Genomic DNA, 25,690 nt, shown 5'->3' on the forward strand with positions numbered 1-25,690 from the left:
GTCTCCATGCGCTCGAACAGTGGCAGGCGGCGTTTCATCAAGGGTGCCGGGCTCACCGGTACCATCGCGCTCGCAGGGTGTATCAGCAGCACAGACAACGGTGGGGACGGGACCGACACGGCGACCCCGACCGAGGAGAGCGACTCCACGGAGACGGAGTCCGGCGACGGCACCGAGACCCAGACCGAGGACGGAAGCGACGCCGGCGCCGACGTGAGCGTCGGGATGGTGTACGCGACCGGCGGCCTCGGCGACAAGTCGTTCAACGACATGGCCCAGCAGGGGGCCCTGCAGGCCGAGGAGGAACTCGGCATCTCCTTCGACGAGGCCCAGCCCGAGCAGAACTCGGACTTCTCTCCGGCACAGCGCAACTTCGCCGAGTCAGGTGACTACGACCTCATCTCCTGTATCGGCTTCGCCCAGACGGACGCGCTCACCGAGAACGCGGACCGCTACTCCGACCAGCACTTCCAGATCGTCGACTCCGTCGTGGACTCGGGCAACGTCGCGAGCTACGTCTTCCGCGAGCACGAGGGCTCGTTCCAGGTCGGCCACCTGGCTGGACTCCTGACCTCCCAGTCGTTCGAGGCCGGCGAGGGCTCGACCACCGGCGACTCGACGAACGTCGGCTTCGTCGGCGGTCTCGACGTCCCGCTCATCCGGAAGTTCCAGGCCGGCTACGAGGCCGGTGTCGAGTACGCGAACAGCGACGTCGACGTCCAGTCCTCCTACGTGGGCTCGTTCAACGACGCCGCGACGGCCCGCGAGGCCGCACTCTCGATGTACGACTCCGGCGCGGACATCGTCTACCACGCAGCCGGTGCGTCCGGCCTCGGCGTGTTCCAGGCCGCCCAGGAGCGTGGCAAGTTCGCCATCGGCGTCGACGCCGACCAGTCCCGCAGCGAACCCGACTTCGCCGACTGGATCCTCGCGAGCATGGTCAAGCGTGTCGACACCGCGGTGTACACCGCGATCGAGTCCGAGGTCAACGGCGAGTTCGCCGGCGGCAGCGTGACGACGCTGGGACTCGAGTCCGACGGCGTGGCCTGCGTCTACGGCGAGGCGCTCGGTGACGCGATCCCGCAGGACGTCAAGGACCAGGTCGACGCCTCCCGTCAGGCCATCATCGACGGCGAGATCACCGTCCCGACCGAGCCCTGAGCCCGGTCCCAGATGAACCACGTTCCATCGGATAGCAATGAGTAACACAGCAGTCAGACTGGCAGGTATCACGAAGCGTTTCCCCGGTGTCGTCGCGAACGACCAGGTCGACCTGACGGTCGAGAAGGGGTCGGTGCATGCACTGCTCGGGGAGAACGGGGCCGGGAAGACCACACTGATGAACGTGCTCTACGGGCTGCTTCAGCCCGAAGAGGGCGACATCTACGTCGCGGGCGAGCGCCGCGACTTCCAGTCGCCACGCGACGCCATCGACGCGGGCATCGGCATGATCCACCAGCACTTCATGCTGGTCGACCCCATGGAAATCTGGGCGAACATCGTCCTCGGCCAGGAGCCCCGGAAGTACTTCGGGCTCACCGTCGACGAGGAGCGGGCCATCCAGGAGGTCCGCGACCTGAGCGAACGCTACGGCTTCGAGGTCGACCCGACCGAGACCGTCGAGGACGTCAGCGTCGGCGTCCAGCAGCGCGTCGAGATTCTGAAGGCACTCTACCGCGGTGCGGACGTGCTCATCCTCGACGAGCCGACCGCCGTGCTCACACCCCAGGAGGTCGAGGACCTCTACGACGTGCTCGAAGAACTGACCGCACAGGGGAAGACGGTCATCTTCATCACCCACAAACTCGGTGAGGCGATGCACTCCGCGGACGACATCACCGTCCTCCGCGACGGCAAGAGCATCGCCACCGTCTCCACGGACGAGACGAACCAGAACGAGCTCGCCGAGATGATGGTCGGACGTGAGGTGCTGCTCGAGGTCGACGTTCCCGAGCACACCTCCGGCGAGACGACCCTCGCCGTCGACGACGTCACAGTCACCGACAGCGACGACATCGACCGTGTGAAGGACGTCTCGTTCGAGGTCCGGGCCGGCGAGGTGTTCGGCATCGCCGGCGTCGACGGCAACGGACAGTCAGAGCTCGTCGAGGCGATCACGGGCCTCGAGTCGCCCTCGTCCGGTCGCATCGTGGTCGAGGGCGAGGACATCACAGACCACTCCCGACGGCAGCGTATCGACGACGGGATGGCGTACATCCCGGAGGACCGCCACGAACGCGGGCTCGTGATGGACTTCGACCTCGTCGAGAACGGCCTGCTCGGGAGCCAGCACGCAGAGCCGTACTCGAAGAACGGCCGCATCAACTGGGACACCGTCAGGGGGCACGCCGAGGACATCATCGAGACGTACGACGTCCGACCCCCGAACGCCGACGCAGACGCACACTCGCTATCCGGTGGGAACCAGCAGAAGTTCATCGTCGGCCGCGAGTTCGAACGAGACCCGTCGGTCGTCGTCGCCACGCACCCGACCCGTGGCGTCGACATCGGTTCGACGGAGTTCATCCACGAGGAGCTGCTCGACCTGCGACAGCGCGACCGCGCGGTGTTGCTCATCTCCTCGAAGCTCGACGAGGTGCGACAGCTCTCTGACCGCCTCGGGGTGATGTACGAGGGCGAACTCGTCGACATCGTCGACCCCGAAGCGACGACCGAGGAGGAGGTCGGGCTGCTGATGGCCGGTGAGCGTCCCGACGGCATCGAGAGCAAGCGGGCACCCGGGGGGAGGCCATGAGCCGACTCCGCGACGTGCTCGAACGGCTCGTCGGTGCCTCCGGTGCCGAGCGCGCGGTCATCAGTGTCGCCGCGCTCGCGCTCTCTATCCTCGTCGGGGGCGTCATCGTGTTCGTCTCCGGTCTCGGTGCGGCCTGCGAGACCGGTGCGAACTACCACCTCGCCATCCCGCTGCCGGGCAGCTTCGAGATCCTGCTGTTCGACGGCCGCCTCTCGATGTTCGGCTTCAAGTCCTGCTACGATCCGATCAACGTCTACGCGAAGCTCTTCGTCGGGGCCATCGGCGGCCTCCCGTGGGAGAGCGGCTGGCAGCCGACGAACTTCTCGATGGAGGTGTTCCTCCAGCGGGCGACGCTGCTGCTGTTCACCGGGCTCTCCGTCGCGGTGGCGTTCCGCGCGGGCCTGTTCAACATCGGCACGCAGGGACAGATGATCTGGGGCGCGCTCGTCTCCGCGGTCACCGTCCTCTTCGTCGCCGACTTCGCACCCGCCGGGCTGGCGGGAACGGTCATCCTGCTCCCCCTCGCGCTCGTCTCCGGCGCGGTCGCCGGCGGCATCTGGGGTGCGATACCGGGGGCGCTGAAGGCCTACGCCGACGCGAACGAGGTCATCACGACCATCATGCTGAACTTCGTGGCGAGCTTCGGCACGACGTTGCTCGTCAGCGAGTTCTTCCAGGACCCACAGTCGGCCGGGGGCACGCAGACCCGGATGGTGCCGGGCAACTCGCTGGTCCCGAGCATCCCGTTCGGGTTCCAGGGGACCCGTTTCTCCATCCTCGCGCTGGTGCTCGCGCTGGTACTCGCGTTCGTCGTCTACTTCGTGCTCTGGGGCACCTCGTTCGGCTTCGACGTCCGGACGAGCGGGCTCCAATCCGAGGCGGCGACCTACGCCGGGGTGAACGCGGAACGGACCATCGTCCGCAGCATGACCATCTCGGGCGCGCTCGGCGGCATCGCCGGCGCGCTCTGGGTGCTCCTCGCCAACGGTCGGTTCCTGACCGGCGGCGAGGTGCCGAGTCTGGGCTTCGACGGCATCACCGTCTCGGTGCTCGCCGGCAACAACCCGCTGGGCGTCATCTTCGGCTCCGTACTGTTCGGCATCCTCAAGAGCGGTGGGAACGCGCTGAACTTCCAGACCGACGTGCCGCCGGAGCTGGTCTCCATCCTCTCTGGCCTCATCATCCTGTTCGTCGCGATGCCCGAGTTCTTCCGTCTCATCGGTCGGAGCATGGGTATCGGCGACGAGAGCGGTGGAGCGGTCGCGACCGATGGAGGTGAGGACGATGGATAGGAACGAAATCCGCCGGCTGGCGACGATCGCCACGCTCGGGCTGCTCGGGCTCGTCTCGCTCATCGGCATCGTCTTGCCGAACTCGACGGCCGGCGAGGTGTTCTACACCGCCATCGGACAGAGCACCATCGAGTCGTCGCTCCGGCTCGCGGTACCCATCGCGCTGACCGCTCTCGGTGGTCTGTACGCCGAGAAGAGCGGCGTCATCAACATCGGTCTGGAGGGCCTGCTCATCATCTCGGCGTTCACGGCGGTCCTCGTCGCCGACCTGCTCGGCGGTGCCGGTTCGACCGGCTTCCCGCCCATCATCACGTTCAGTCTCGGCGGCAGCACGTACACCATCGACCCCGGGCTGCAGCTGCTCATCCCGAACGTCTGGCTCGGCATCGCCGGTGGCGTGCTCTCCAGCATGTTGCTCGCGTTCCTGTTCGGCGTCATCTGCATCCGCTACGAGGGCGATCAGATCATCGCCGGGCTGGCCGTCTGGCTCGTCGCGCTCGGGCTCGCCCCGTTCGCCTCGAAGGTCGTCTACGGGCAGCCGTCGACGGACCAGATCGTCCGCCTCGGGGACTGGACGGTGCCGGTGCTGTCGGACATCCCGTTCGTCGGCCCCATCCTGTTCGACGCCAACCCGATGGTGTTCATCATGCTCGCCTCGGTACCCATCGCCTGGTACGGCCTCAACCGGACCAGCTTCGGGTACTGGGTCCGCGCGAGCGGTGAGAACCCGAAGGCGCTCGACACCGTCGGCGTGAACGTCAACCGCGTGCGCTACGCCGCCGTCCTCATCTCCGGGTTCTTCGCCGGTATCGGTGGCACCGCGCTCTCGCTCGGCAGCGGCGGGTTCTTCAACGGCGCCGGCGGGACGATGGTCGACGGTCGCGGGTTCATCGCCATCGCGGCGTACCTGTTCGGCAACTACAACCCGTTCGGCGCGTTCGCCGCGTCGTACCTGTTCTCGGGGCTGCAGGCGCTGCAGATCCGGCTCCAGGGCATCGCCCCGACGGAGGTGTTCCTGATGCTGCCGTACATCGTGGTCGTCATCGTCCTCGTGCTGGTCGGTCGGACCCGACTGCCCGAGGCAGCAGGCGAACACTACGAGTCCGGCGAGGACTGACCCCCGCTTCTGGCGGTCCGAACCACCGCCTTCTCCCGAAACTGCCCTCGAAAAGCCGGGGGCTACTTCACCCTGGCACGGGTATCGGTGGCCATGGACGACGCAGACCTCGTCGAACGAGCCCGCACGGCACGCGAGAACGCCTACGCTCCCTACTCGGAGTACACCGTCGGTGCCGCACTCGTGACCGCCGACGGTACCGTCTACACCGGTTGCAACATCGAGAACGCGAACTACTCGAACAGCCTCCACGCCGAGGAGGTCGCCGTCGGAAAGGCCGTCTCCGACGGGCATCGCGAGTTCGAGCGCGTGGCCGTCTCCTCGGGCGCGCAGGACGGCGTCACCCCGTGCGGGATGTGCCGCCAGACGCTCTCGGAGTTCGCGGACGACGAGCTGGTCGTGGTCTGCGACGAGGGCGACACGAACCGGTCGTACTCGCTGGGCACCCTGCTCCCGGACGCCATCTCCGCCGAGACGCTGGGCCGGGAGTGAACAGACATTTCTACTCGCACGATGAAACCGGGGCCATGACTGACGCGAGCGAGGACCCGAACCAGGAGATGCAGTACCACGTGGAGCTGACGCCGGGCGACGTGGCAGACACGGTTCTGCTGCCGGGCAACCCCGAGCGAGTCGACAAGATCACGAGCTACTGGGACGACGCCGAGGAGGTCGCCTACCACCGCGAGTACCGCACCGCGACGGGCACCTACGACGGCGAACCGATCTCGGTCACGTCGACGGGCATCGGCTCTCCCTCAGCGGCCATCGCCGTCGAGGAGCTGGCCCGCGTCGGCGCGGACACGTTCATCCGCGTCGGCTCCTGTGGAGCCATCCAGCCCGAGATGGACGTGGGCGACCTCGTCATCACGACCGGCGGGATGCGACAGGAGGGCACCAGCAAGGCGTACGTCCGGGACGAATACCCCGCGACGGCCGACTTCGAGGTCGTCAGCGCGCTCGTCGCCGCCGCCGAGCGCCTCGGCTACGACTACCACACCGGCGTCACGATGTCCGCCGACTCCTTCTACTCCGGGCAGGGCCGCCCCGGCTTCGAGGGCTTCATGGCCGAGGGCGCGGAGGACCTCGTCGAGCATCTCCAGGAGGCGAACGTGAAGAACATCGAGATGGAGGCCGCGGCCATCATGACCATCGCCAACGTCTACGGCCTCCGGGCCGGGGCGGTCTGCTCCGTCTACGCCAACCGCGTGACCGGCGAGTTCCGGACGGAGGGCGAGCGCCGTGCCTCGGAGACGGCGTCGCTGGCGACGAAGCTGCTCGCGAAGATGGACGAGGTGAAGGCCGAGGCCGGCGTCGACCGCTGGCACGCCGGGCTCTCCATCGAGTAGTACGACACGGGCCATTCCCACCAGAAAACATATATTTTAGCCAGCGAAGCGAGGGCTATGGACCGACGGGCGTTCCTCGCCTGTGCTGTCGTACCGGTCGCGTCAGGGTGTCTCGGAGATATCCCAGGTGATACGGACAGAGCGGAGAACACCACCGAGGAAACGACAGTCGAGCGTCAGCAGTTCATCGACTGTGAATCACAGTACATCCGAACAGAAGTCGTCGACGACGACGAACGGATAGACGGCTCGCTCGACCCGGCGGTCGTCGAATTCGACACCCGGGAAGCGGGCATCTACGCCGAACTCCGTACCACGTTCGGGACAATCAAGTCCGCAGAAGACGAACCCGACCAGCGCGTGGACTACGAGGTGACGGCCTACTACTATCGTGGAGTCGAAGGCACGTTCCGGACGGAGGATTCGGGGGAGGACCCCACGAACGGAACGAGAATCCAGTGCGAGTGACGGTGTTGCGGACGACGTTCCGCTGGCCCTTCTGATTGCGAACAGGCGACCGGGCCGCGAGCGTGGGGTGTGTCGCACACCCGCCTCGTCCCCCACGCCGTCGTCGTTCAGGACACGACGGCTCTGGGTTCGGCTTCGGATATAAAGAATCGGCGTAGAAATCGGAGAGAGCTGCGGCCCGTCCTACAGCGCGTCCCAGGCGTTCCAGGCGCGCTTCCAGGAGGTCAAATCGGCGATCCAGCGCGCGGCGATGCCCTTCTTCAGCATCTTCGCCGGGAAGCCGCCGAACGTGCTGACGGGGGAGATGTAGACGTCGTGGGCGACGGCGCTCTCGCCGACGGAGACGACGGTCCCCTTGTTCTCGTGGGTCCAGGTCTCCAGTCGCTGGCCGTTGATGGCGCGGACGACGTTGTCGGCGACGACCTCGGCGGCCTGCCAGGCGGCCTGTGCCGTCGGCGGGGCGGGGTGCTCGCCGGGCTGGTCGACGATGGCGGAGTCACCGAGGGCGAAGACGCGCTCGTCGGAGGTCTGGAAGTCCATCTCGGCGTTGAGGCGGTTGTGCTCGTTCTCGACGTCGACGCCGTCCATGCAGTCGCGGCCGGTGACGCCGCCGGTCCAGAGGAACACGTCGGCGTCCAGTGGCTCGCGCTCGTCGAAGTGGATCGTGTCCGACTCGGCCTCCGTGATGGGGTCGTCGGTGAGGATCTCGATGTCGTTGTCCTGCAGGCGCTTGCGGAGCGCGCCCTGGATCTCCGGGTCGCCCGGCGGGAAGATCTCCTCGAGCGCCTCGACGAGGTAGATGTCCATCGGTGCGCGGTGCTTGTCGCGGAACTCCGCGATCTCGCCGGCGGACTGGATGCCGGAGAGGCCCGCACCGCCGACGACGACCTGTGCCCGGTCGTCGCGCGTGGCGTCCTGGGCGGCCTCCTTGACCGCCTCGTGGATCTCGAGTGCGTCGTCGAGGCCCTTCAGGGTGTAGGAGTGCTCCTCGAGGCCGGGGATGCCGTAGTAGGCGGTCTGGCTGCCCAGCGCGACGACGGCGTAGTCGTAGTCGACGGTCGTCTCGCCGTCGTCGACCTCGACGACGCGCTCGTCGGTGTCGAGTCCGGTGACCTCCCCCCGGATGAACTCGGTGCCCGGGTCGGCGATCTCGCCGACCGGGATCGTGATCTTGTGCTGCACCGACGGGTCCCGGATGACGCGGTGGGACTCGTGGAGAACGAGGTGGTAGTCGACGTCGGCCACCCACGTCAGTTCGACACCCTGGCCCAGCTGCTTCTGCAAGTCCTTGACCGTGCCGGCACCCGCGTACCCCGCGCCGAGCACGACGACCTTCGTAGCCATACGGGAGCTTCAGAAACCGACCGATACAAAGGTGTTGAAACCCGGATGGGCGTGCGAGAGGTTGTCAGTATAGATGCCGAGTCAGTGTTCGGGCTCGCCCGCCGGCGCCGTCATCTCGTCGATACGGAGGATGACGATGTTGTTCGTGTCGTCCTTGCCGTCGACCGTGCCCTTCACGAGCAGCTTCGAGAGCGGCGTCGGCCCGACGGTGACCTCGTCCCCCTCGTGGATGTCCCGAACCGAGCCCTGCACGTGGATCTCGGCGCGGCAGAGCTCGGGGTGGTGGACCGACGAGAGGTCGATCTCCTCGACGATGGCGCCCTCGACGGTCTCGCCCTCGTGGAGGAACGGCACCGCGGCCGGCTCGTCCATCTGCTGTATCTCCAGTGCCTCGTAGGCGGCGGCCGTCGGTTTGTACCCGCCCTTCGGGCCGGGAACGCCTTCGACGAGCTGGAGCGCCTTCAGGCTCTGCATCTGATTCCGGATGGTGCCCGCGTTCCGGTCGACACGCTGTGCGATGTCCTCCCCCTTCACCGCGTTCTCGTCCTCCCGGTGGAGGTTGATCAACGCCTGCAAGATGTTCTTCTGGCTCGGCGTGAGTTCGATAGATGACATAGCATCTGGTTGGTCGCTCGCGTCCTTAAATCCGTGGGATACACCTGCATACCGCTCCGGCCGTCGCTGGTGGGGCTGTGACCCCGTGAAGCGACAATGCTACAAACCAGCCCGTCGAACCACCGCACATGAACGGGAACCGGGTCCTCGTCACAGGGGGCGCTGGCTTCATCGGGTCGAATCTCGCGAACCACCTCGCCGCCGACAACGAGGTCGTCGTCGTCGACGACTGCTTCCTCGGCACCCCGGAGAACCTCGACGACGACGTCGAGTTCCACGAGCAGAGCGTGCTCGACGACGACCTCCCGACCGAGGGCGTCGACGCGCTGTTCCACCTCGCTGCGCTCTCCTCGCTGAAGATGCACGAGGACTCCCGCGAGAGCCTCTGCACCGGACTCCGCGTGAACGTCGAGGGCTTCGCGAACACCGTCGAGCAGGTCCGCGAGGACGGCTGTGACACCGTCGTCTACGCCTCCACGTCCTCCATCTACGGCAACCGGTCCGAGCCCTCGCCGGAGTCGATGGCCGTCGAGGCCAACACCGGCTACGAGGCCTCGAAGCTCGCCCGCGAGCGCTACGCCGAGTACTTCCACAACTACCACGACATGACGATGGCCGGGCTGCGCTTCTTCTCGGTGTACCAGGGCTACCGTGGCGCGGAGGCCCACAAGGGCGAGTTCGCGAACATCATCGCGCAGTTCGCAGACGACGTGGCCAACGGCGAGTCGCCGGTCATCTACGGCGACGGCACCCACTCGCGGGACTTCACGCACGTCCAGGACATCGTCCGCGGCATCGAACTCGCGGCCGACCACGAGCTCCAGGGCATCTTCAACCTCGGCACCGGCGAGCAGTACACCGCGAACGAGGTCGTCGACAGGCTCGGTGCGATTCTGGGCGCCGAGGTGGAACCCGAGCACGTCGAGAACCCTATCGACGAGGACGTGTTCGTCCAGCACACGATGGCCGACGCGTCGAAGATGCGCGAGGCAACCGGCTGGGAGCCGGAGATATCGTTCGACGAGGGGCTAGAGCTGGTCTGCGAGCCGTATCTCGAGTGATCTGTCGGCCCGTTCAGCGCTCGAAGTCGCGCCCGTCGGTGATGCTCTCCCACTTCCGGGCCTCCTCGAACTCGGCGCGCTCCGTCGCGTAGGTCATCAGCTTCACGACGACGAGCGGGAGGGTGTACATCCCGATGAACCCCGCCGAGGCCATGAAGACGATAGCGACGACGTCGTGCCGCGCGACGAAGATGGTCCAGAAGAAGAAGCTCGCGAGCACGGCCAGCGTCCCGAGGCGGATGGCGACCTGCTCGGCCCTGAGCTGGCGGAGGTCGTACAGCGAGTTGTTGCCGAACACTCGCCCCAGCAGTATCAGCGCGAGGAGCCAGACGACGAACCGGAGGAGGAGGCTGCTCCGGCCCTCCTCGTCCGAGTAGTACTCTTCTGTGCTCATGTGGTTCGGAATCCTCGTGTGGGAACTTATAGCTCCCTGTAGGTTAAATGTTCACCGTTGTCACTCCTGACGGCTGTCGTTCGACCGGACGCTTCATACGGTGCCCGCGAGAAATCCCGGCCATGGAAAGAGAGGTCCGCATCATCGGTGCACCGACAGACTACGGGGCGAACCGACGGGGCGTCGACATGGGGCCGTCGGCCATCCGGTACGCGGGGCTGGCCGACGAGCTGCGTGCGGCGGGCGTCGACGTGGTCGATACGGGCGACCTGCTGGTGCCGACGGCCGAGACGCGAGACCCCACCGTCGACGAGCCGACCGAGGAGGGCCGGACGGCGAAGTTCGTCCGCGAGGTCGAGGACGTCTCGCTCCGGCTCGCCGACCAGGTCGCGGAGGCCATCGATGACGGCGGGGTCCCGCTCGTCCTCGGCGGCGACCACTCCATCGCCATCGGCTGTCTCTCGGGGTCCAGTCGCGACGCGGACATCGGTGCTATCTGGTTCGACGCCCACGGCGACTACAACACGCCGGAGACCTCGCCCAGCGGCAACATCCACGGCATGCCGCTGGCTGCCGCGCTGGGCTATCGAGACCTCGCGGACGTCGAGTGGGCGAACGCACCGGGGCTCCAGGAGGAGAACGTCGTCTGGGTGGGGCTGCGCTCGCTCGACGAGGCCGAGCGCGAGGGAATCCGCGAGAGCGACGCCACCGCGTTCACGATGTCCGACATCGACGAGCACGGCATGAGCGAGATCATCGACCGCGCGCTCGAGATCGCCACCGACGGCGTCGACGGCATCCACGTCAGCCTCGACCTGGACTGGCTCGAACCCAACGAGGCGCCCGGCGTCGGCACACCGGTCCACGGCGGTGCGACCTACCGCGAGGCACACTACGCGCTCGAACGGGTCGCGGAGTACGACGAGAAGCACGACGTGTTGCGGTCGATGGACGCCGTCGAGGTCAACCCGGTGCTCGACGAGCACAACCAGACGGCGAAGCTGGCGACGGAGCTCGCCGCCAGCGCGCTCGGGAAGCGTATCCTGTAGTCAGGGACCACGCGGCCCGGAGGGTGCCCAGGAGCGCGAACTCGGTCCCTTCTCCTTGATGAGGTAGCCGACCACGAGCAGCGAGACGAGGGCGCCACCCATGCCGATACTCCGTCCGTCCATGAACAGTGCCGCGTTCACGATGAACGCGAGGAAGGCACCGAGGATTCCCCCCGTGAATCCCCAGTCTCGGCCGTCGAGGAGGCCGAACCCGACGAGGAGCATGGCGAGACCGACCACCATGGCGAACTGCCCGATGCCCTGGTCCAGGGCCCCCAGCCCGATGGAGCCGAAGATCAGCGCGTTCAGGACGAAGTAGGCCCCGATGAGACGGACGCCAGTTGACGTATGATTGACAACCATACGGTTCAGTCTCGATTGGTTCGGAAAAAACTACTGGTTCGACCGACCGCACCCTCGAACGGAACCCGGTGTCATCCGAACCCCTCGAACTGGGTGGCGTCCGCCGGGACGCCGATCGCCCGGGTGGCGGCGACGAGCTGCTCGACCATCGCCGAGATTCCGCACGCGTACACGTCGACGGTGCGGGGGTCGATCCGGGCGTCGATGTCCAGAGCAGGCGACGCAGCGAGGGACCCGGCGAGCGACTCCGGAACGGCGGCGGTGTCGACCGCGGACTCGTCGACGTACTTCAGGAGGACGCGCTGGACGTAGTCGGTCTCACCCGTCCACTCCGTGAGGTGGCGTTCCCGGGTGAGCGTCGGGACGAAGTGGAACCGTTCCCGCTCGTCGTCGTACCGACGGAACGCCTCCCGGTAGGCGAGGTCGTCCGCCCACGCCGCACCGAGGAACACCCAGATATCGCGCTCGTGGCCGTCGACGACGTTCCGTTCGCTGTCGAACAGGTAGTCCACCATGCTCTTGAACGGGGCGACGCCGGTCCCGGTCGCGAGGAAGACGAGGTCGTTCGTCGACGGCTCCGAGAGGACCATCTCGCCGTTCGGGCCGCGGACCGTGACCTCGTCGCCGACCGCGAGCTGCTCGAAGATGTCCGGGGTCAACCGGCCGCCCGGCACGCGTCTGATGCAGAACTCTACCTCGTCACGGGTGGGTGAACTGGCGATGGAGTACGGTCGCGGCGTCCCGTCGAACGTCACTGTCGCGTACTGCCCCGGCGCGAACTCGAAGTCGGCGTCGTCGATGCGGACACGCACCCGCAGCAGCGACGGGTACGGTCGCTCGAACCGGTTCGCGAGGTCGGACAGCGCGTCCAGCTCCGACTCGGGGAAGCCGGCCTCGCCGGCTCGGGACTGGAGGTCCGCCCAGTCCACGTCGGCACCGTCGTCCTCGGCGTCGAGCCAGTGCCCCACGTCGTTCCGGGCCAGTAGCCGACGCACCGCTCGTTCGACCTCCTCGACCCGGTTCTCGTCCATCGGTGTCACGTCCGTCACCGTCGCCGACTCGGTCACCAGCGGAAGCGTCTCCGCCGCCTCGTGATGTCCGAGCTGCCGCGGGATGTCCATGGTCCTCGGTTCAGCGCGGGAGGAAGAAAAGACTCCGCCGTGGTGGCTGCTATCGGATCAGTTCGCGTCGTCGTCCGACCCGTCGTCGTCGGCCGCGTCGGCGTCCGACTCGACAGCGTCTTCGTCCGGTGTCGGAATCACGTCGACGGTCGCGACGGCGTCGTCGTCGACGACGTCCATCACGGTCACACCCATGGTGTTGCGCCCCTGCAGCGAGATGTCGGCGACGCGGGTCCGCATGATCTGACCCTGCTCGGACATGACGACGAGGTGGTCGTCCTCCTCGACGGCCTTCACCGACGTGACGTGGCCGTTGCGCTCGTTCGTCTTGATGTCGATGAGGCCCTTCCCGTACCGGGACTGCCGGCGGTAGTTGGACAGGAGGGTCCGCTTCCCGTAGCCGCGCTTCGTGACCGTCAGCAGCGCCCGCTCGTCGTCCTCGTCGGTGGCGACGAGGCCGGCGACGTGGTCGCCCTCGGTGAGCTTGATGCCCCGGACGCCGCGTGCGTTCCGGCCCATCGTGCGCACCTCGTCCTCGTCGAACCGGATAGTCATCCCGTTCTCGGTGGCGATGACGAGGTCCTTGGTGCCGTCGGTGACGTCGACGTCGACCAGCTCGTCATCTTCGTCGAGCTTCGCGGCGATGATGCCGGTCGAGAGGATGTTCTGGAAGTCCTCGGTCTTCGTGCGCTTCACGTAGCCGTTCCGGGTGACCATCGTGATGGCCTCGTCCGGCTCGAAGTCGTCGGTGTTGACGACGGCGGTGATCTCCTCGCCGTCGTCGAGTTTGAGGATGTTCACCGCCGACTTCCCGCGCGCCGTGCGGGACATCTCCGGTATCTGGTAGGCCTTCAGCTGGTACACCTGCCCGTGGTTCGTGAAGCAGAGGAGGTAGTCGTGGGTGCTCGCGCGGAACACCTTCGAGACGCGGTCGCCCTCCTTGATGTCGCCGCCGATGATGCCCTTCCCGCCGCGGTGCTGGGCGTCGAAGGCGTCGACGGGCATCCGCTTGACGTAGTCGTCCTCGGTGACGACGACGAGCACGTCCTCCTCCGGGATGAGGTCCTCGTGGGTGACCTCGCCCGTGTCCTCGACGAAGGAGGTACGACGGTCGTCGTCGTACTCGTCCTTGACGTCGCGGAGCTCGTCCTTGATGACGCCGAGCAGCTTCTCCTCGCTGTCGAGGACGGACTGGAGGTACTCGATGGTCTCCTGGACGCTCTCGTACTCCTCCTCGATCTCCGTGCGTTCCATGCTCGTCAGCGAGCCCAGCTGCATCCGGACGATGTGCTCGGTCTGGGCCTCGGAGAGGTCGTACTCCTCCTGCAGCCCCGCCTTCGCGGCGTCGCGGTCGTCGGAGTTGCGGATGAGTTCGACCACGTCGTCGACGTTGTCGAGCGCGATGAGCCGGCCCTCGAGGATGTGGGCGCGGTCCTGGGCCTCGTCGAGTTCGAACTGGGAGCGCCGACGGACGACCTCCCGACGGTGGTCGACGTAGTGCTCCAGGGTCTCCTTCAGCGAGAGCACCTTGGGCTGGCCGTCGACCAGCGCGAGGTTGATGACCCCGAACGTCTTCTCGAGGTGGTGCTCGATGAGCTGGTTCTTCACCACGTCGACGTTCGCACCGCGCTTGAGGTCGATGGCGATGCGGACGCCGTTGCGGTCGGACTCGTCGCGCAGGTCAGAGATGTCCTCTATCTTGCCCTCGTTGACGTTCTCGGCGATGCGCTCGACGAGTCGGGCCTTGTTCTCCTGGTAGGGGACCTCCGTGATGACGATGCGCTTCCGGTCGTTCTTCCACTCCTCGACCTCGAACTCGGCGCGGACACGGATGCGGCCGCGACCGGTCGCGTACGCCTTGCGGACGGCGTTGCGGCCGACGATGTTCGCGCCGGTCGGGAAGTCCGGCCCCTTGACGTGCTCCATCAGGTCGTTCACGTCGCAGTCGGGGTTGTCGATGACCTCGATGGTCGCGTCGATGATCTCGCCGAGATTGTGCGGCGGGATGTTCGTCGACATGCCGACGGCGATCCCCGTGCTGCCGTTGACGAGCAGGTTCGGGTACGCCGCGGGCAGCACGTCGGGCTCGCTCAGGCGGTCGTCGTAGTTGCTGGAGAAGTCGACGGTGTCCTTCTCGATGTCCTCGAGCAGCGTCTCGGCGATGGGGGCCATGCGGGCCTCCGTGTACCGCATCGCCGCGGCGGGGTCGCCGTCCATCGAACCGAAGTTCCCCTGGCCGTCGACGAGGGGGTAGCGCATGGAGAAGTCCTGCGCCATGCCGACGAGCGTGTCGTAGATGGCCTGGTCGCCGTGCGGGTGGTAGTCACCCATCGTCTCGCCGACGATGGACGAGCTCTTGCGGTGGCTCGTCCGGCTGGTGACGCCCATCTCGTGCATCGCGTAGAGGATGCGCCGGTGGACGGGCTTGAGGCCGTCGCGCACGTCGGGCAGCGCGCGGCCGACGATGACGGACATCGCGTAGTCGATGTAGCTCTGCTCCATCTCGTCCTCGATGCGGACGTGCTCGACGCGGTCCGCCGGGACGTCGGGGGCGTCGGGTGCTTCCGAGCTCATATGTCCACCCAGTTCGCCTCAGGCGCGTGTTCCTTGATGAACTGCTTGCGCGGGCCGACGGCGTCGCCCATCAGCACCGAGAACATCTTGTCGGCCGCGGCGGCGTCCTCGATGTCGATGCGCTTCAGGACGCGGTTGTCGGGGTCCATCGTGGTCGACCAGAGCTGCTTCGGGTTCATCTCGCCGAGGCCCTTGAACCGCTGGACCTGCGTCGGGTTCCCGTTGCACTTCTCGCGGACGACCTCCTCGCGCTCGGCCTCGGTCATCACGTCGTACGTGTTGCCGTCGTACCGGATGCGGTACAGCGGCGGCTTCGTCGCGTAGACGTAGCCGGCCTCGATGAGCGGGCGCATGTGCCGGTAGAGGAACGTCAGCAGCAGGGTCCGGATGTGCGCGCCGTCGACGTCGGCGTCTGTCGCCATGATGATCTTCTCGTAGCGCGCCTCCTCGATGTCGAACTCGTCACCGATACCGGTGCCGATGGCCGTGATGAGGTTCCGTATCTGGTCGTTCTCGAGGATGCGGTCGAGGCGGTGCTTCTCGACGTTCAGCACCTTCCCGCGGATGGGGAGGACCGCCTGGAACTCGGGGTTCCGGGCCTGCTTGGCCGACCCACCGGCGGAGTCACCCTCGACGATGAACAGCTCCGCCTCGGAGGGGTCCTTGGTCTGACAGTCGGAGAGCTTGCCCGGCAGCGCGGTGTTCTCCAGTGCGCTCTTGCGGCGGGTCAGCTCCTCGGCCTTCTTCGCGGCCTTGCGCGCCTTCGCGGCCTCGACGGCCTTCCCGATGATGGCTTCGGCGGTGTTCGGGTGCTCCTCGAAGTACGTGTCGAGGTGGTCGTGCATCGCGCTCTCGACGATGCCGCGGACCTCGCTGTTCCCGAGCTTCGTCTTCGTCTGCCCCTCGAACTGCGGGTCGGGGTGCTTGATGGAGATGACGGCGGTCAGGCCCTCGCGGATGTCCTCGCCCTTGAGGGTGTCGTCGAGGTCCTTCAGCATCCCGTTGGTCGTCGCGTAGTCGTTGACGACCCGCGTGAGCGCGGTCTTGAACCCGGTGAGGTGGCTACCGCCCTCGCGCGTGTTGATGTTGTTGGCGAAGGCGTGGATGGAGCCCTGGAGCTCGTCGGTCGCCTGCATCGCGACCTCGACCTGGATGTTCTCCTCCTCGTCCTCGAAGTAGATGACGTCCTCGTGGAGGGCGGTCTTGGTCTCGTTGAGGTAGCGGACGAACGCCTTGATGCCGCCCTCGTAGTGGAACGTCTCGGACGCGCTGTCGCGCTCGTCGACGATGCCGATGTTGACCCCGGAGTTGAGGAACGCGAGCTCGCGCAGGCGGTTGGCGAGCGTCTTGAACGAGAAGTCGGTGGTCTCGAAGATCTCCTGGTCGGGCCAGAACCGGATGCTGGTCCCGGTTTCCTCGTCGGCGTCCATGTCGCGGACGCGCTCGAGTTCGCCCTTCGGGACGCCGCGCTTGAACGCCTGCTTCCAGACGGCGCCGTCGCGCGTGACCTCGACCTCGAGGCGCTTCGACAGCGCGTTGACGACGCTGACGCCGACGCCGTGGAGGCCGCCGGACACCTGGTAGGACTTGTTGTCGAACTTCCCACCGGCGTGCAGGACGGTCATGATGACCTCCAGCGCGGGCTTGTCGTGCTCTTCGTGTGTGTCGACGGGGATACCGCGCCCGTCGTCGGAGACACTCACGGACTCGTCCTCGTGGATGGTCACCGTGATGTCGTCGCAGTAGCCGGCGAGGGCCTCGTCGATGGAGTTGTCGACCACCTCGTAGACGAGGTGATGGAGGCCTCGAGAGTCGGTAGAACCGATGTACATCGCCGGCCGTTTTCGGACGGCCTCCAGGCCCTCGAGGACCTGGATTTGACCGGCGCTGTACTCATTTTCGTTGGACATGAAAACCTGATTCCGGGTAGATGGCGTGGGTTAATAAAAGTCACGTGTGCGCGCTCGCGCGTGACCCGAAAATCACCACGCGGTGACGGGAAACGTCCCATTACCGGGATAAAAGACCAGAATCGAGGTTCGGACGCGGTCAGCGATGCCCGCTGGCGTCGGCGGTGTGGGCGACCACCCACTGGTACGAGCCGAGCGCGGCGAGCATGACACCTCCACCGGCGAGCAGCAGTGGCGTCGGCACGGGCTGGTTCGACGCCAGCAGATAGCCGGTGAGTGCGACGAGCAACAGCGCGTTGGCCTCGCAGACCGTGACGCCGGCCGAGAGCCAGGGTCTGGCGTCACCGAACGCGCCACGCTGGACGAGCAGCATCGTCGTCCGCGTCGCCACGACCAGCGCGACGAGGGCCACGCCGGTCAGGAGCACGCTGTTTCCCGGGGCACCCGTCGTGGAGACGACCATCTCTTGTGCAATTGATACGATGGGTCCCGTTTTGACTCTGCTGGCCGTCGGCTTCACTTTCACTCCGCCAGCGTACCCCTTTTAACCTCGGCCGCGGAAAGGGGGAGTACAGAATGACGTCCTTCCAGCAGACACTCGGCGAGGAGGCTGGGATCGCCGAGGAGTTGGCCGAGAGCCAGCGGGCCATCTCCATCGCCGAGTTCTTCGAGAAGAACAAGCAGATGCTCGGGTTCGACTCCGAGGCCCGGGCGCTCGTCACGGCCGTCAAGGAGGCCGTCGACAACGCGCTGGACGCCACGGAGGAGGCCCGAATCCGACCGAACATCTCCGTCGAGATCGCGGAGTCGGGCGACTACTACCGGCTCGCCGTCGAGGACAACGGGCCCGGCATCACCAAGGAGCAGATCCCGAAGATCTTCGGGAAGCTGCTGTACGGCAGCCGGTTCCACGCGCGCGAACAGTCACGCGGGCAGCAGGGTATCGGTATCTCCGCGGCCGTGCTGTACTCCCAGCTGACCAGCGGGAAGCCGGCGAAGATCACCTCCCGGACCAAGGGGTCGGAGACGGTCATGGAGTTCGAGATCGTCATCGACACCGACGACAACGAGCCGGAGATCCGCGAGGAGCGCGAGCTCACGCCGGGCGAGTCCGACCTCGGGGACACCCACGGCACACGCATCGAGCTGGAGATGGCGGCGAACATGCGGGCGCGCCAGCAGCTCCAGGACTACATCAAGCACACCGCGGTCGTCAACCCGCACGCGACCATCTCCTTCTCGGAGCCGAACCAGGAGTTCGTCGCCAAGGCCGACTACGACGCGGACCTCCCCGAGGAGACGGAGGAGATCCGCCCGCACCCACACGGGGTCGAACTCGGGAACGTGCTCAAGATGCTGAAGGCGACCGACTCGCACTCCGTCTCCGGGTTCCTGCAGACGGAGTTCACGCGCGTCGGCCGGAAGACCGCCGACAACATCGTCGACGCGTTCCGCGACCGCCACTACGGCCGCGAGATGGCGTGGTCGCTGCCCGACGACGACGCGGTCGTCGCGGCGGTCACCGAGGCGGTGAACAACAAGCCCTCCGAGGCCGTTGCGGCGTTCGCCGACGAGGTCGTCATCAAGCTCGGCGCTCGCGCGCGTGACGGCCGCGTGGCGCATCACCAGGTCGCGGACGCGGTCGACGTCGCCGCCGAGGCCGTCGAGGCCGAGGCACGGTTCGGGTCGACCGTTCGCGAGAACGTCGTCGAGGGCGTCTGGACCGCCATCACGGGCTACGGCGTCACCAGCGAGGACGACGAGACCGACGACACCGCGCGCATCCGCGACGACGTCCGCGCCCACGCCGACGCGGCCACCTCGGTCCAGAAGGACGACGCCGTCGTCGTCGCGTTCGCCGACCGGCTCGCCGCGAAGTTCGTCCCGGAGGGCGACGACGGGGACGATTCCGACGTCCGTCGGAACCGCCTCCATCGAGACACCGTGCGGGACTACGTCGACCGCGCGGCGGACATGACCGAGGAGCGCGAGGACGCGACCTTCGGTGACACCGCCCGCGAGAACATCGTGGACGAGTTGTGGGAGACGATGGTCACCGTGCCGGACGACCCCCCGAAGGTACGGGACCTCGCCGACGACCGGCAGGGCGTCGGCGATCTTGTCGCAGCGATGCGCAAGACCGACATCATCGCCCCGCCGACGTCGTGTCTCTCACCAATCTCGGCGGAGCTCGTCGAGGCCGGCCTCCGCAAGGAGTTCGACGCCGAGTTCTACTCGGCGGCGACCCGCGACGCCGAGGTCACCGCCGGCGACCCGTTCGTCGTGGAGGCCGGCATCGCCTACGGCGGCGACATCGAGGCCGAGGGGCAGGCCCAGCTCCTCCGGTACGCCAACCGGGTCCCGCTCGTCTACAAGCGCGGCGGCTGTGCCATCACGCAGGTCATCCAGGACATCGGCTGGCGGAACTACAACCTCGATCAGCCCGGCGGCCGGGGCGTCCCGAACGGCCCGGTCGTCATCATGGTCCACGTCGCCTCGACGAACGTCCCCTTCACCAGCGAGTCGAAGGACGCCGTCGCCTCGGTGCCGGAGATCGAGGACGAGATAGAGCTCGCCGTGCGGGAGGCCGCACGCGACCTCAAATCCTACCTGAAGAAGCAGCGCTCGATGCGCAAGCGACAGCAGAAACAGAACGTCCTCGCGGACATCCTGCCGCGGATGGCGACGAAGGTCGCCGAGGTGACCGGTCGGCCGGAGCCGAACTTCGACGACGCGCTGGCCCGCATCATGAACAACGTCCTCGTCGAGCGCGAGACGAAGGAGAACGGCGACAGCCAGACGGTCACAGTCCGCGTCGAGAACAACGCCTCGACGAAGGAGTCACCCCAGCTGACGGACATCGTCACCGCCGAACCCTCGAACCTGACCGACGGGGCGACCGTCGTCGAGATGGACGGCGAGTGGTTCGTCAAGTGGCAGCCGGAGGTGAGCTCGGGCGACGAGGCCGTCCTCGAGTACACCGTCGCGACCGACGCATCGTTCGACCTCTCCGTCAGCGGGGTCGAGGGACCGAAACTCACCGTGACCAACTGATATGAGCACCGACACAGACGCAGACGCACGACAGCAACTCATCGACCTCGCCGCCGAGTTCTACGACCAGTTCGAGGACGGGCAGGTCCCGACGATGACGCTCCCAACCCGGACGAAGTCCAACATCGAGTACGACGAGGAGAGCAACGTCTGGGTGTACGGCGACCGCACCTCGACGCGCTCGGCCAACTCGGTCCGGGGCGCACGCAAGCTCCTGAAGGCCATCTACACCATCGAGTTCCTCTCGCGCCAGCTGGACGAGGACCGCTCGTCCACCCTGCGTGAGCTGTACTACCTCTCCGAGTCCTGGGACGCCGAGGAGGCGCAGTTCAACGGCCAGGACGAGTCGAACAAGCTCGTCGAGGACCTGGAGATCGTCAGCGAGGTAAAGCGCGAGGACTTCCACATGCGCCCGGAGGAGTCGGGTGCGACGCTCATCGGCCCGCTCGAACTCATCGAGCAGACCCGCCGGGGCGAGCGCCAGATCCACTGCCAGAAGGACGTCGGTGAGGGCGGCTACCAGATCCCGAACAACCCCGACACCATCGAGTTCACCGACCACGACATCGACTTCGTCATGTGCGTGGAGACGGGTGGTATGCGCGACCGGCTCGTCGAGAACGGGTTCGACACGGACTACAACTGCCTCATCGTCCACCTGAAGGGACAGCCGGCCCGCGCCACGCGGCGCGTCACCAAACGCCTCCACGACGAGCTCGACCTGCCGGTGCTGGTGTTCACTGACGGCGACCCGTGGTCGTACCGCATCTTCGGCTCGGTCGCCTACGGCTCAATCAAGTCCGCACACCTCTCGAAGTACCTCGCGACGCCCGAGGCGCGCTACGTCGGCATCCGACCCGAGGACATCGTGGAGTACGACCTGCCGACTGACCCGCTCGCCGACTCCGACGTGAACGCACTGGAGTCCGAGCTGGAAGACCCCCGGTTCCAGGACGAGTTCTGGACCGAGCAGATCGAGCTCCAGCTCGACATCGGGAAGAAGGCCGAACAGCAGGCACTGGCGGCGAACGGTCTGGACTTCGTCACCGACACGTACCTGCCCGAGCGTCTCACCGAGATGGGCGTCATCTGAAGGCCCCTCGTCCCTGAAGTCAGGAATGCCTGGAAACCCGCGGCACTGGCTGCTATCCGGTCGCTAGGAACCGTTATCTCGTCTCCCGTCGTGTGGGTCCTATGGCACGATGGACTGCATTGCTGGTCGTACTGACAGTGCTGCTCGCGGGGTGTGTGGGCGGCGTGGGCGTCGACTCCGACTCGACACCGACCGCCACACCGACGAGCAGCGGGAGCAACGGCGGTGGCGGGAGCGGCGGTGGCGGGAGCAGCGGCGACCTCGAACCCGGGAGCTGGGAGGTCCTGGAGTTCGACCAGCCCGCGACGTACACCTACGACATCTTCGTCGAGGGCGAGGGCGAGGGCTCGCTCGTCTGGGATGTCCAGTCCGTCGACGGCGACACCATCACCGTCCGGACGGTGTACGACCTCGGCGGCGAGCGCTTCGAGTCGACCGTCACCGGCACCCGCGAGACCGTCCAGTCCCAGCTCTACGCCAACCCCGCTGGCATCCTCCTGCTGACGACGATGTTCACGCCGTCGGCGTGGTACGCCGGGCAGGAGCTCGAGGTGGGCTCGGGCTGGTCCTACCAGACCGCCGAGGGCTCCGCGAGCTTCGAGGTGACCGGCGTCGACACGTACGCCGGCGTCGACTGCTTCGCCTCAGAGATGCAGGTCGACGGGACGGTCCTCTACGAGGGCTGCTTCTCGCCCGACCTCGGGCTGGCTCCGTACACCGCGTACTACAACGAGGACGGGAGCCTCTCGATGGAGATGGTGCTCGTGAGCTACGAGCAGAACTGAACTCGGCGCGTCACGCTACGTCTCGTCGAGCACGACCGGGACGCCACGGCCGGCCACGTCGGCCGCGAACGCGCCCGAATCGGTCGTGAGGATGTCGATGGTGTTGTAGTGGATCGGCAGCACCAGGTCCGGGTCCATGCGCTCGGCCAGGTCGGCCGCCTCGTGACGGTCGCTGACGACGGTGCCACCGATGTTCGCGAGGAACAGCGATACGTCGAGCTCAGCGAAGCCGTCGAGTGCGTCGGAGTCGCCCGGCCAGAACACCGTCACGTCGCCGACCGAGAGCAGGAAGCCACAGCCGAAGCCCGGTGGATGGGTGACCGACCCGTCCGGGTCGGCGCGCGGGCCGTCCGGGTCGTTGTACGCGGCGACGGTCCAGCAGTCCACGCCGGCCGCGGAGACGTGGTCCTCGTCGGTGACGCGGACGACCTCGTAGGGGAGCTCGTCGACGGGCGTCACCTCCCGGTCGATGTTCGTCGCGTCCACGCCCTCGTACACGACGACGGTGGCCTCCTGCGTCGCGACCCGCTGGATGGCGTCCGTGTCGTAGTGGTGGTCGTGGGTGACACAGACGACGTCGCCGTCCTTCGGGTAGTCGTTCTGCGGTGCCGGGTGGGGCAGGTCCGTCTCGCCGGGCGGCGTCCACTCCCCGGAGAGCACGCCGTACCGGCCGGGGTCGAGGTAGACGACGGTCCCGTCCGGTGCCTCGATGCGGGCGGTCGCGTAGCCGAGCCAGTCGACGAGCAGGCCGTCGTGACGGATGGTCATGGCTGGTCGTTGGTGCGGCCGTGGCAAAACGTCCACGGAGACGGTCGGACCAACCGGGGCTCGGTCGGCCGTCGGTCACCGGGTCAGTCGACCGTGGTCCAGGAGTGCCGGGTGTCCTGGTCGACGACCTCGTACACCGCCTCGTCGAGGTCGGAGAGGGTGGTATCGAACGCTCGCCGGCAGATATCGGCGGCGAGACAGGCGTCCGCGGAGGGGACGGGTTCGTCGAACCGCACCGCGATGCCGGTGGTACCGTCGAGCTCGACGACCAGCTGCTGTTCCTCGGCGACGGTCCGGACGACCTCGCGCACCGCCTCGCTGGCGTCGCGGGCGTAGTGGGTCCCCTTGACGTAGTCGTACCGTCCGTCCTCGCCGTCGTAGATCTGGACCCGGTAGTGGTCGGAGAGCATGGGCCGTCCGAGGTGTGCGTCGAACAGCTTCGCGAGGCGGGTTCGATGCTCGTCGACGGTCGCGACGCCACCGGCATCGTCCTCGAGGAAGTCCCAGACGACGGCGGGTTGGACGTCCAACTCGTCGGCACGGTCGCGGACCCACTCGGGTTTCTCGTCGCCGATGTCGTCCGGCGGTGTGCCGATTCCCATACAGCCACGAAGGGAGACCGATGGACAAAAGCGTATTTGCCGAATCGACGGTCGGCCGGACCGACGCGTGACGAACCATGGAGACGCAGGGTCTCACTGCGACTCGGCGAGCCGGTCGAGCCGCTCCAGCGAGTCCGCGTCTGTGGGCGCCTTGTCCTCGCGGACGCCCACGAAGCGCGGGAACCGGAGCGCGTAGCCCGACTCGTACGTCGGCGAGGCCTGGATCTCCTCGTAGCCGACCTCGAAGACGACCGCGGGCTCGAACGTCACGTCGCGACCGGACTCCGTGGCGACGTGCTGCTCGAGGCGCTCGGTCAGCGCCGCCAACTCCTCGTCGGTGACGCCGGTCGCGACCTTGCCGACCGGCAGGTGGTCGTCGCCGTCGCGAACGGCGATGTGGAACGTCCCGAACAGGTTCGCGCGCCGCCCCTCGCCCCACTCGGCACCGACGACGACGCAGTCCAGCGTCTCCACGTCGGGTTTGCGCTTCAACCAGCGCTTCCCGCGCTTGCCCGGCGAGTACGTCGATCCGGGGTCCTTGAGCATGATGCCCTCGTGGCCCGCAGCCAGTGCGTCGGCCTCGTGCTCGGCGACGGCGTCCGCGTCGTCGGTCACGAGCAGCCCGGAGACACCCGCATCCAGCGTCTCGCGGAGGCGGTCGTGCCGGTCGACCAGCGCCACGTCGAGCAGGTCGTCACCGTCGGCGTGCAGGCAGTCGAACGCGCGGAGCTCGACCCCGACCGCCTCGCGTGCCTGCGCGACGTCGTGCTTCCGGCGGAACCGGCGGAGCACCTGCTGGAACGGCAGGGGCTCGCCGTCGTCGTCGACCGCGACGACCTCCCCGTCGAGGATGGCCGGCGCGTCGCAGTGCTCGCGGACGAACTCGACCACCTCCGGCAGCGGGTCCGTCACGTCCTCCATGTTCCGCGAGTAGACCGACACCGTGTCGCCGTCCCAGTGGACCTGCACGCGGGCGCCGTCGAACTTCGTCTCCACGGCGGCCTCGTCCCAGTCCGCCAGCGCGTCGCTCGCGGTGCCGGCCTGCGCGAGCATCGGCTGGACCGGCCTGCCGACCTCGAGGTCCATCGCCGTCACGCCCGCCTCGCCCTCGTCGCGGGCCGTTGCCGCGACCAGGCCGTAGTCGTTCGACACCTGGAGCGCGCGCTCGACGGCGTCGACGGGCACCGCGAACGCGTCCGCGATGGCGTCCCTGACAGTGCCCTCACCGACCCCGATGCGCATCTCGGCGAGGACGAGCCGCGCGAGGTAGCGGGCCTCGGTGGGTTCGCTCTCGTTGAACAGCCCGAACAGCCGGTCGACCTTCGCGCTCTCGCTCCCCGCCCCCTCGGTGGACGCGAGCGCGACGAGGTCCTCGTACACCGACCCGACGGTCCGCTCGTCGCCGCCGCCCCCGGCGCCGAACGCCCCGAGCCCGGTCTGGCCACCGAACTCGTACTCCTCGGCGACGGCACCGATCTCGCCCACCTCGGCGACGCGGGCCTCGACGTCGTCGGCGTCGACGTTCGGCCCCGCCGCACGGGCGATGGCCGTGTAGCAGGTGCTCGGCCCCACGTCGAGCTTGCGCTCGTCCCACGCGGGGAACACCCGTCCCTGGACGAACCGCGCGACGACTGCGAGGTCGTCGTCGGCCGTCGCGAACAGCTCGCTGACGAGCGCGACCGTCTCGAGGTCCGCCGGCTCCGCCTCGACCTCCGCCAGCCGCTCGGCGAACGACGCGAACTTCATCGACCGAGCGTACCGGTGACGGGGGGATAAACGGGTCGGATTCGGTCGGCGGGCGGGGTCCCAGGATTCACGTCTGATGCCGGGCCCAACGTCGGCGTGCCAGACCGGACGGCCCCGGGGAGGGAAGCGGTCGTGCGACACGGTTCCCTGGGTGCGACGAGTGTCGCCTGTTCGCCATTCACGCCAACCTGCTGACCCACGGGTTTTTAGAGCGCACCCGTCCGACTGTC

The 25,690-nt window shown here is 67.3% G+C and carries 23 protein-coding genes; 12 read left to right on the forward strand and 11 right to left on the reverse strand.

What is annotated here, in order from left to right:
• The first annotated feature begins 6 nt into the window (after positions 1 to 6).
• The 7 genes from ACSG06_RS08535 to ACSG06_RS08565 all read left to right on the forward strand — a co-directional run bounded on the left by ACSG06_RS08535 (position 7) and on the right by ACSG06_RS08565 (position 6,981).
• On the forward strand, positions 7 to 1,161 hold the full coding sequence (locus tag ACSG06_RS08535; protein ID WP_440989840.1) for a BMP family lipoprotein: 1,155 nt from the start codon (positions 7 to 9) through the stop codon (positions 1,159 to 1,161).
• A gap of 37 nt (positions 1,162 to 1,198) precedes the next feature.
• Positions 1,199 to 2,755: an ABC transporter ATP-binding protein gene (locus ACSG06_RS08540; RefSeq protein ID WP_440989841.1), complete on the forward strand. Its 1,557-nt coding sequence runs from the start codon at positions 1,199 to 1,201 to the stop codon at positions 2,753 to 2,755.
• Entirely contained in the window at positions 2,752 to 4,047 is a 1,296-nt protein-coding gene (locus ACSG06_RS08545; RefSeq protein WP_440989842.1) for an ABC transporter permease, read from the forward strand. Before ACSG06_RS08540 ends, ACSG06_RS08545 begins: the two co-directional genes overlap by 4 nt.
• The gene (locus tag ACSG06_RS08550) at positions 4,025 to 5,164 is read left to right on the forward strand and encodes an ABC transporter permease (protein ID WP_440989843.1); all 1,140 of its coding nucleotides are present in this window, start codon (positions 4,025 to 4,027) and stop codon (positions 5,162 to 5,164) included. Before ACSG06_RS08545 ends, ACSG06_RS08550 begins: the two co-directional genes overlap by 23 nt.
• Before the next feature lie 93 nt (positions 5,165 to 5,257).
• Positions 5,258 to 5,656, forward strand: a complete 399-nt coding sequence (gene cdd / locus ACSG06_RS08555) for a cytidine deaminase (RefSeq protein WP_440989844.1) — start codon at positions 5,258 to 5,260, stop codon at positions 5,654 to 5,656.
• Between the two features lie 35 nt (positions 5,657 to 5,691).
• Positions 5,692 to 6,513 carry a nucleoside phosphorylase gene (locus tag ACSG06_RS08560; protein ID WP_440989845.1) on the forward strand — a complete coding sequence of 274 codons (822 nt, stop codon included), beginning with the start codon at positions 5,692 to 5,694 and terminating at the stop codon, positions 6,511 to 6,513.
• A 57-nt stretch (positions 6,514 to 6,570) separates the two neighbouring features.
• Complete coding sequence (locus ACSG06_RS08565; protein WP_440989846.1) at positions 6,571 to 6,981, forward strand: hypothetical protein; 411 nt, start codon at positions 6,571 to 6,573, stop codon at positions 6,979 to 6,981.
• Between the two features lie 183 nt (positions 6,982 to 7,164).
• On the opposite strand, the gene ACSG06_RS08570 is transcribed toward ACSG06_RS08565, so the two are convergent.
• Together ACSG06_RS08570 and ACSG06_RS08575 are read right to left on the reverse strand one after the other, a co-directional pair.
• Entirely contained in the window at positions 7,165 to 8,325 is a 1,161-nt protein-coding gene (locus ACSG06_RS08570; RefSeq protein WP_440989847.1) for an NAD(P)/FAD-dependent oxidoreductase, read from the reverse strand.
• Positions 8,326 to 8,406: 81 nt separating this feature from the next.
• Positions 8,407 to 8,940, reverse strand: a complete 534-nt coding sequence (locus ACSG06_RS08575; protein WP_440989848.1) for an Rrf2 family transcriptional regulator — start codon at positions 8,938 to 8,940, stop codon at positions 8,407 to 8,409.
• Between the two features lie 128 nt (positions 8,941 to 9,068).
• On the opposite strand from ACSG06_RS08575, the gene ACSG06_RS08580 reads away from it, so the two are divergent.
• Positions 9,069 to 10,001, forward strand: coding sequence for an NAD-dependent epimerase/dehydratase family protein (locus ACSG06_RS08580; RefSeq protein ID WP_440989849.1), 933 nt, complete (start codon positions 9,069 to 9,071; stop codon positions 9,999 to 10,001).
• Between the two features lie 13 nt (positions 10,002 to 10,014).
• On the opposite strand, the gene ACSG06_RS08585 is transcribed toward ACSG06_RS08580, so the two are convergent.
• A complete protein-coding gene (locus ACSG06_RS08585) occupies positions 10,015 to 10,395 on the reverse strand; it encodes a hypothetical protein (RefSeq protein WP_440989850.1) in 381 nt (126 codons plus the stop codon).
• Positions 10,396 to 10,517: 122 nt separating this feature from the next.
• Here ACSG06_RS08585 and rocF point away from each other — a divergent pair, with 122 nt between their 5' ends.
• On the forward strand, positions 10,518 to 11,444 hold the full coding sequence (gene rocF / locus ACSG06_RS08590) for an arginase (RefSeq protein ID WP_440989851.1): 927 nt from the start codon (positions 10,518 to 10,520) through the stop codon (positions 11,442 to 11,444).
• Here rocF and ACSG06_RS08595 read toward each other — a convergent pair whose 3' ends face one another.
• The 5 genes from ACSG06_RS08595 to ACSG06_RS08615 form a co-directional block, all read right to left on the reverse strand.
• Positions 11,445 to 11,807 carry a hypothetical protein gene (locus ACSG06_RS08595; protein ID WP_440989852.1) on the reverse strand — a complete coding sequence of 121 codons (363 nt, stop codon included), beginning with the start codon at positions 11,805 to 11,807 and terminating at the stop codon, positions 11,445 to 11,447.
• Positions 11,808 to 11,878: 71 nt separating this feature from the next.
• Positions 11,879 to 12,928 carry a ferredoxin--NADP reductase gene (locus tag ACSG06_RS08600; protein ID WP_440989853.1) on the reverse strand — a complete coding sequence of 350 codons (1,050 nt, stop codon included), beginning with the start codon at positions 12,926 to 12,928 and terminating at the stop codon, positions 11,879 to 11,881.
• Between the two features lie 57 nt (positions 12,929 to 12,985).
• The gene (gyrA, locus tag ACSG06_RS08605; RefSeq protein WP_440989854.1) at positions 12,986 to 15,502 is read right to left on the reverse strand and encodes a DNA gyrase subunit A; all 2,517 of its coding nucleotides are present in this window, start codon (positions 15,500 to 15,502) and stop codon (positions 12,986 to 12,988) included.
• A complete protein-coding gene (gene gyrB / locus ACSG06_RS08610; protein WP_440989855.1) occupies positions 15,499 to 17,412 on the reverse strand; it encodes a DNA topoisomerase (ATP-hydrolyzing) subunit B in 1,914 nt (637 codons plus the stop codon). The genes gyrA and gyrB overlap by 4 nt, the downstream gene beginning before the upstream one ends.
• 139 nt (positions 17,413 to 17,551) lie before the next feature.
• On the reverse strand, positions 17,552 to 17,875 hold the full coding sequence (locus ACSG06_RS08615) for a hypothetical protein (protein ID WP_440989856.1): 324 nt from the start codon (positions 17,873 to 17,875) through the stop codon (positions 17,552 to 17,554).
• A gap of 113 nt (positions 17,876 to 17,988) precedes the next feature.
• Between ACSG06_RS08615 and ACSG06_RS08620 the strand changes: the two genes are divergently transcribed.
• From ACSG06_RS08620 to ACSG06_RS08630, 3 genes are all read left to right on the forward strand, one after another.
• Entirely contained in the window at positions 17,989 to 20,466 is a 2,478-nt protein-coding gene (locus ACSG06_RS08620) for a DNA topoisomerase VI subunit B (protein ID WP_440989857.1), read from the forward strand.
• Position 20,467: 1 nt separating this feature from the next.
• Positions 20,468 to 21,559 (forward strand): DNA topoisomerase IV subunit A, encoded by a 1,092-nt coding sequence (locus tag ACSG06_RS08625; protein WP_440989858.1) that lies wholly within the window; start codon positions 20,468 to 20,470, stop codon positions 21,557 to 21,559.
• A gap of 101 nt (positions 21,560 to 21,660) precedes the next feature.
• Entirely contained in the window at positions 21,661 to 22,344 is a 684-nt protein-coding gene (locus ACSG06_RS08630; protein ID WP_440989859.1) for a hypothetical protein, read from the forward strand.
• A gap of 15 nt (positions 22,345 to 22,359) precedes the next feature.
• Here the strand turns inward: ACSG06_RS08630 and ACSG06_RS08635 are convergent, their stop codons facing one another.
• The 3 genes from ACSG06_RS08635 to ligA form a co-directional block, all read right to left on the reverse strand.
• The gene (locus tag ACSG06_RS08635) at positions 22,360 to 23,112 is read right to left on the reverse strand and encodes an MBL fold metallo-hydrolase (RefSeq protein ID WP_440989860.1); all 753 of its coding nucleotides are present in this window, start codon (positions 23,110 to 23,112) and stop codon (positions 22,360 to 22,362) included.
• A gap of 83 nt (positions 23,113 to 23,195) precedes the next feature.
• On the reverse strand, positions 23,196 to 23,714 hold the full coding sequence (locus tag ACSG06_RS08640) for a hypothetical protein (RefSeq protein ID WP_440989861.1): 519 nt from the start codon (positions 23,712 to 23,714) through the stop codon (positions 23,196 to 23,198).
• Between the two features lie 93 nt (positions 23,715 to 23,807).
• Entirely contained in the window at positions 23,808 to 25,460 is a 1,653-nt protein-coding gene (gene ligA / locus ACSG06_RS08645; RefSeq protein ID WP_440989862.1) for an ATP-dependent DNA ligase LigA, read from the reverse strand.
• Between the last annotated feature and the right edge of the window lie 230 nt (positions 25,461 to 25,690).

This window comes from Haloarchaeobius baliensis (assembly GCF_052060055.1).
In the GTDB taxonomy this organism is placed as follows: Archaea; Halobacteriota; Halobacteria; order Halobacteriales; family Natrialbaceae; genus Haloarchaeobius; species Haloarchaeobius baliensis.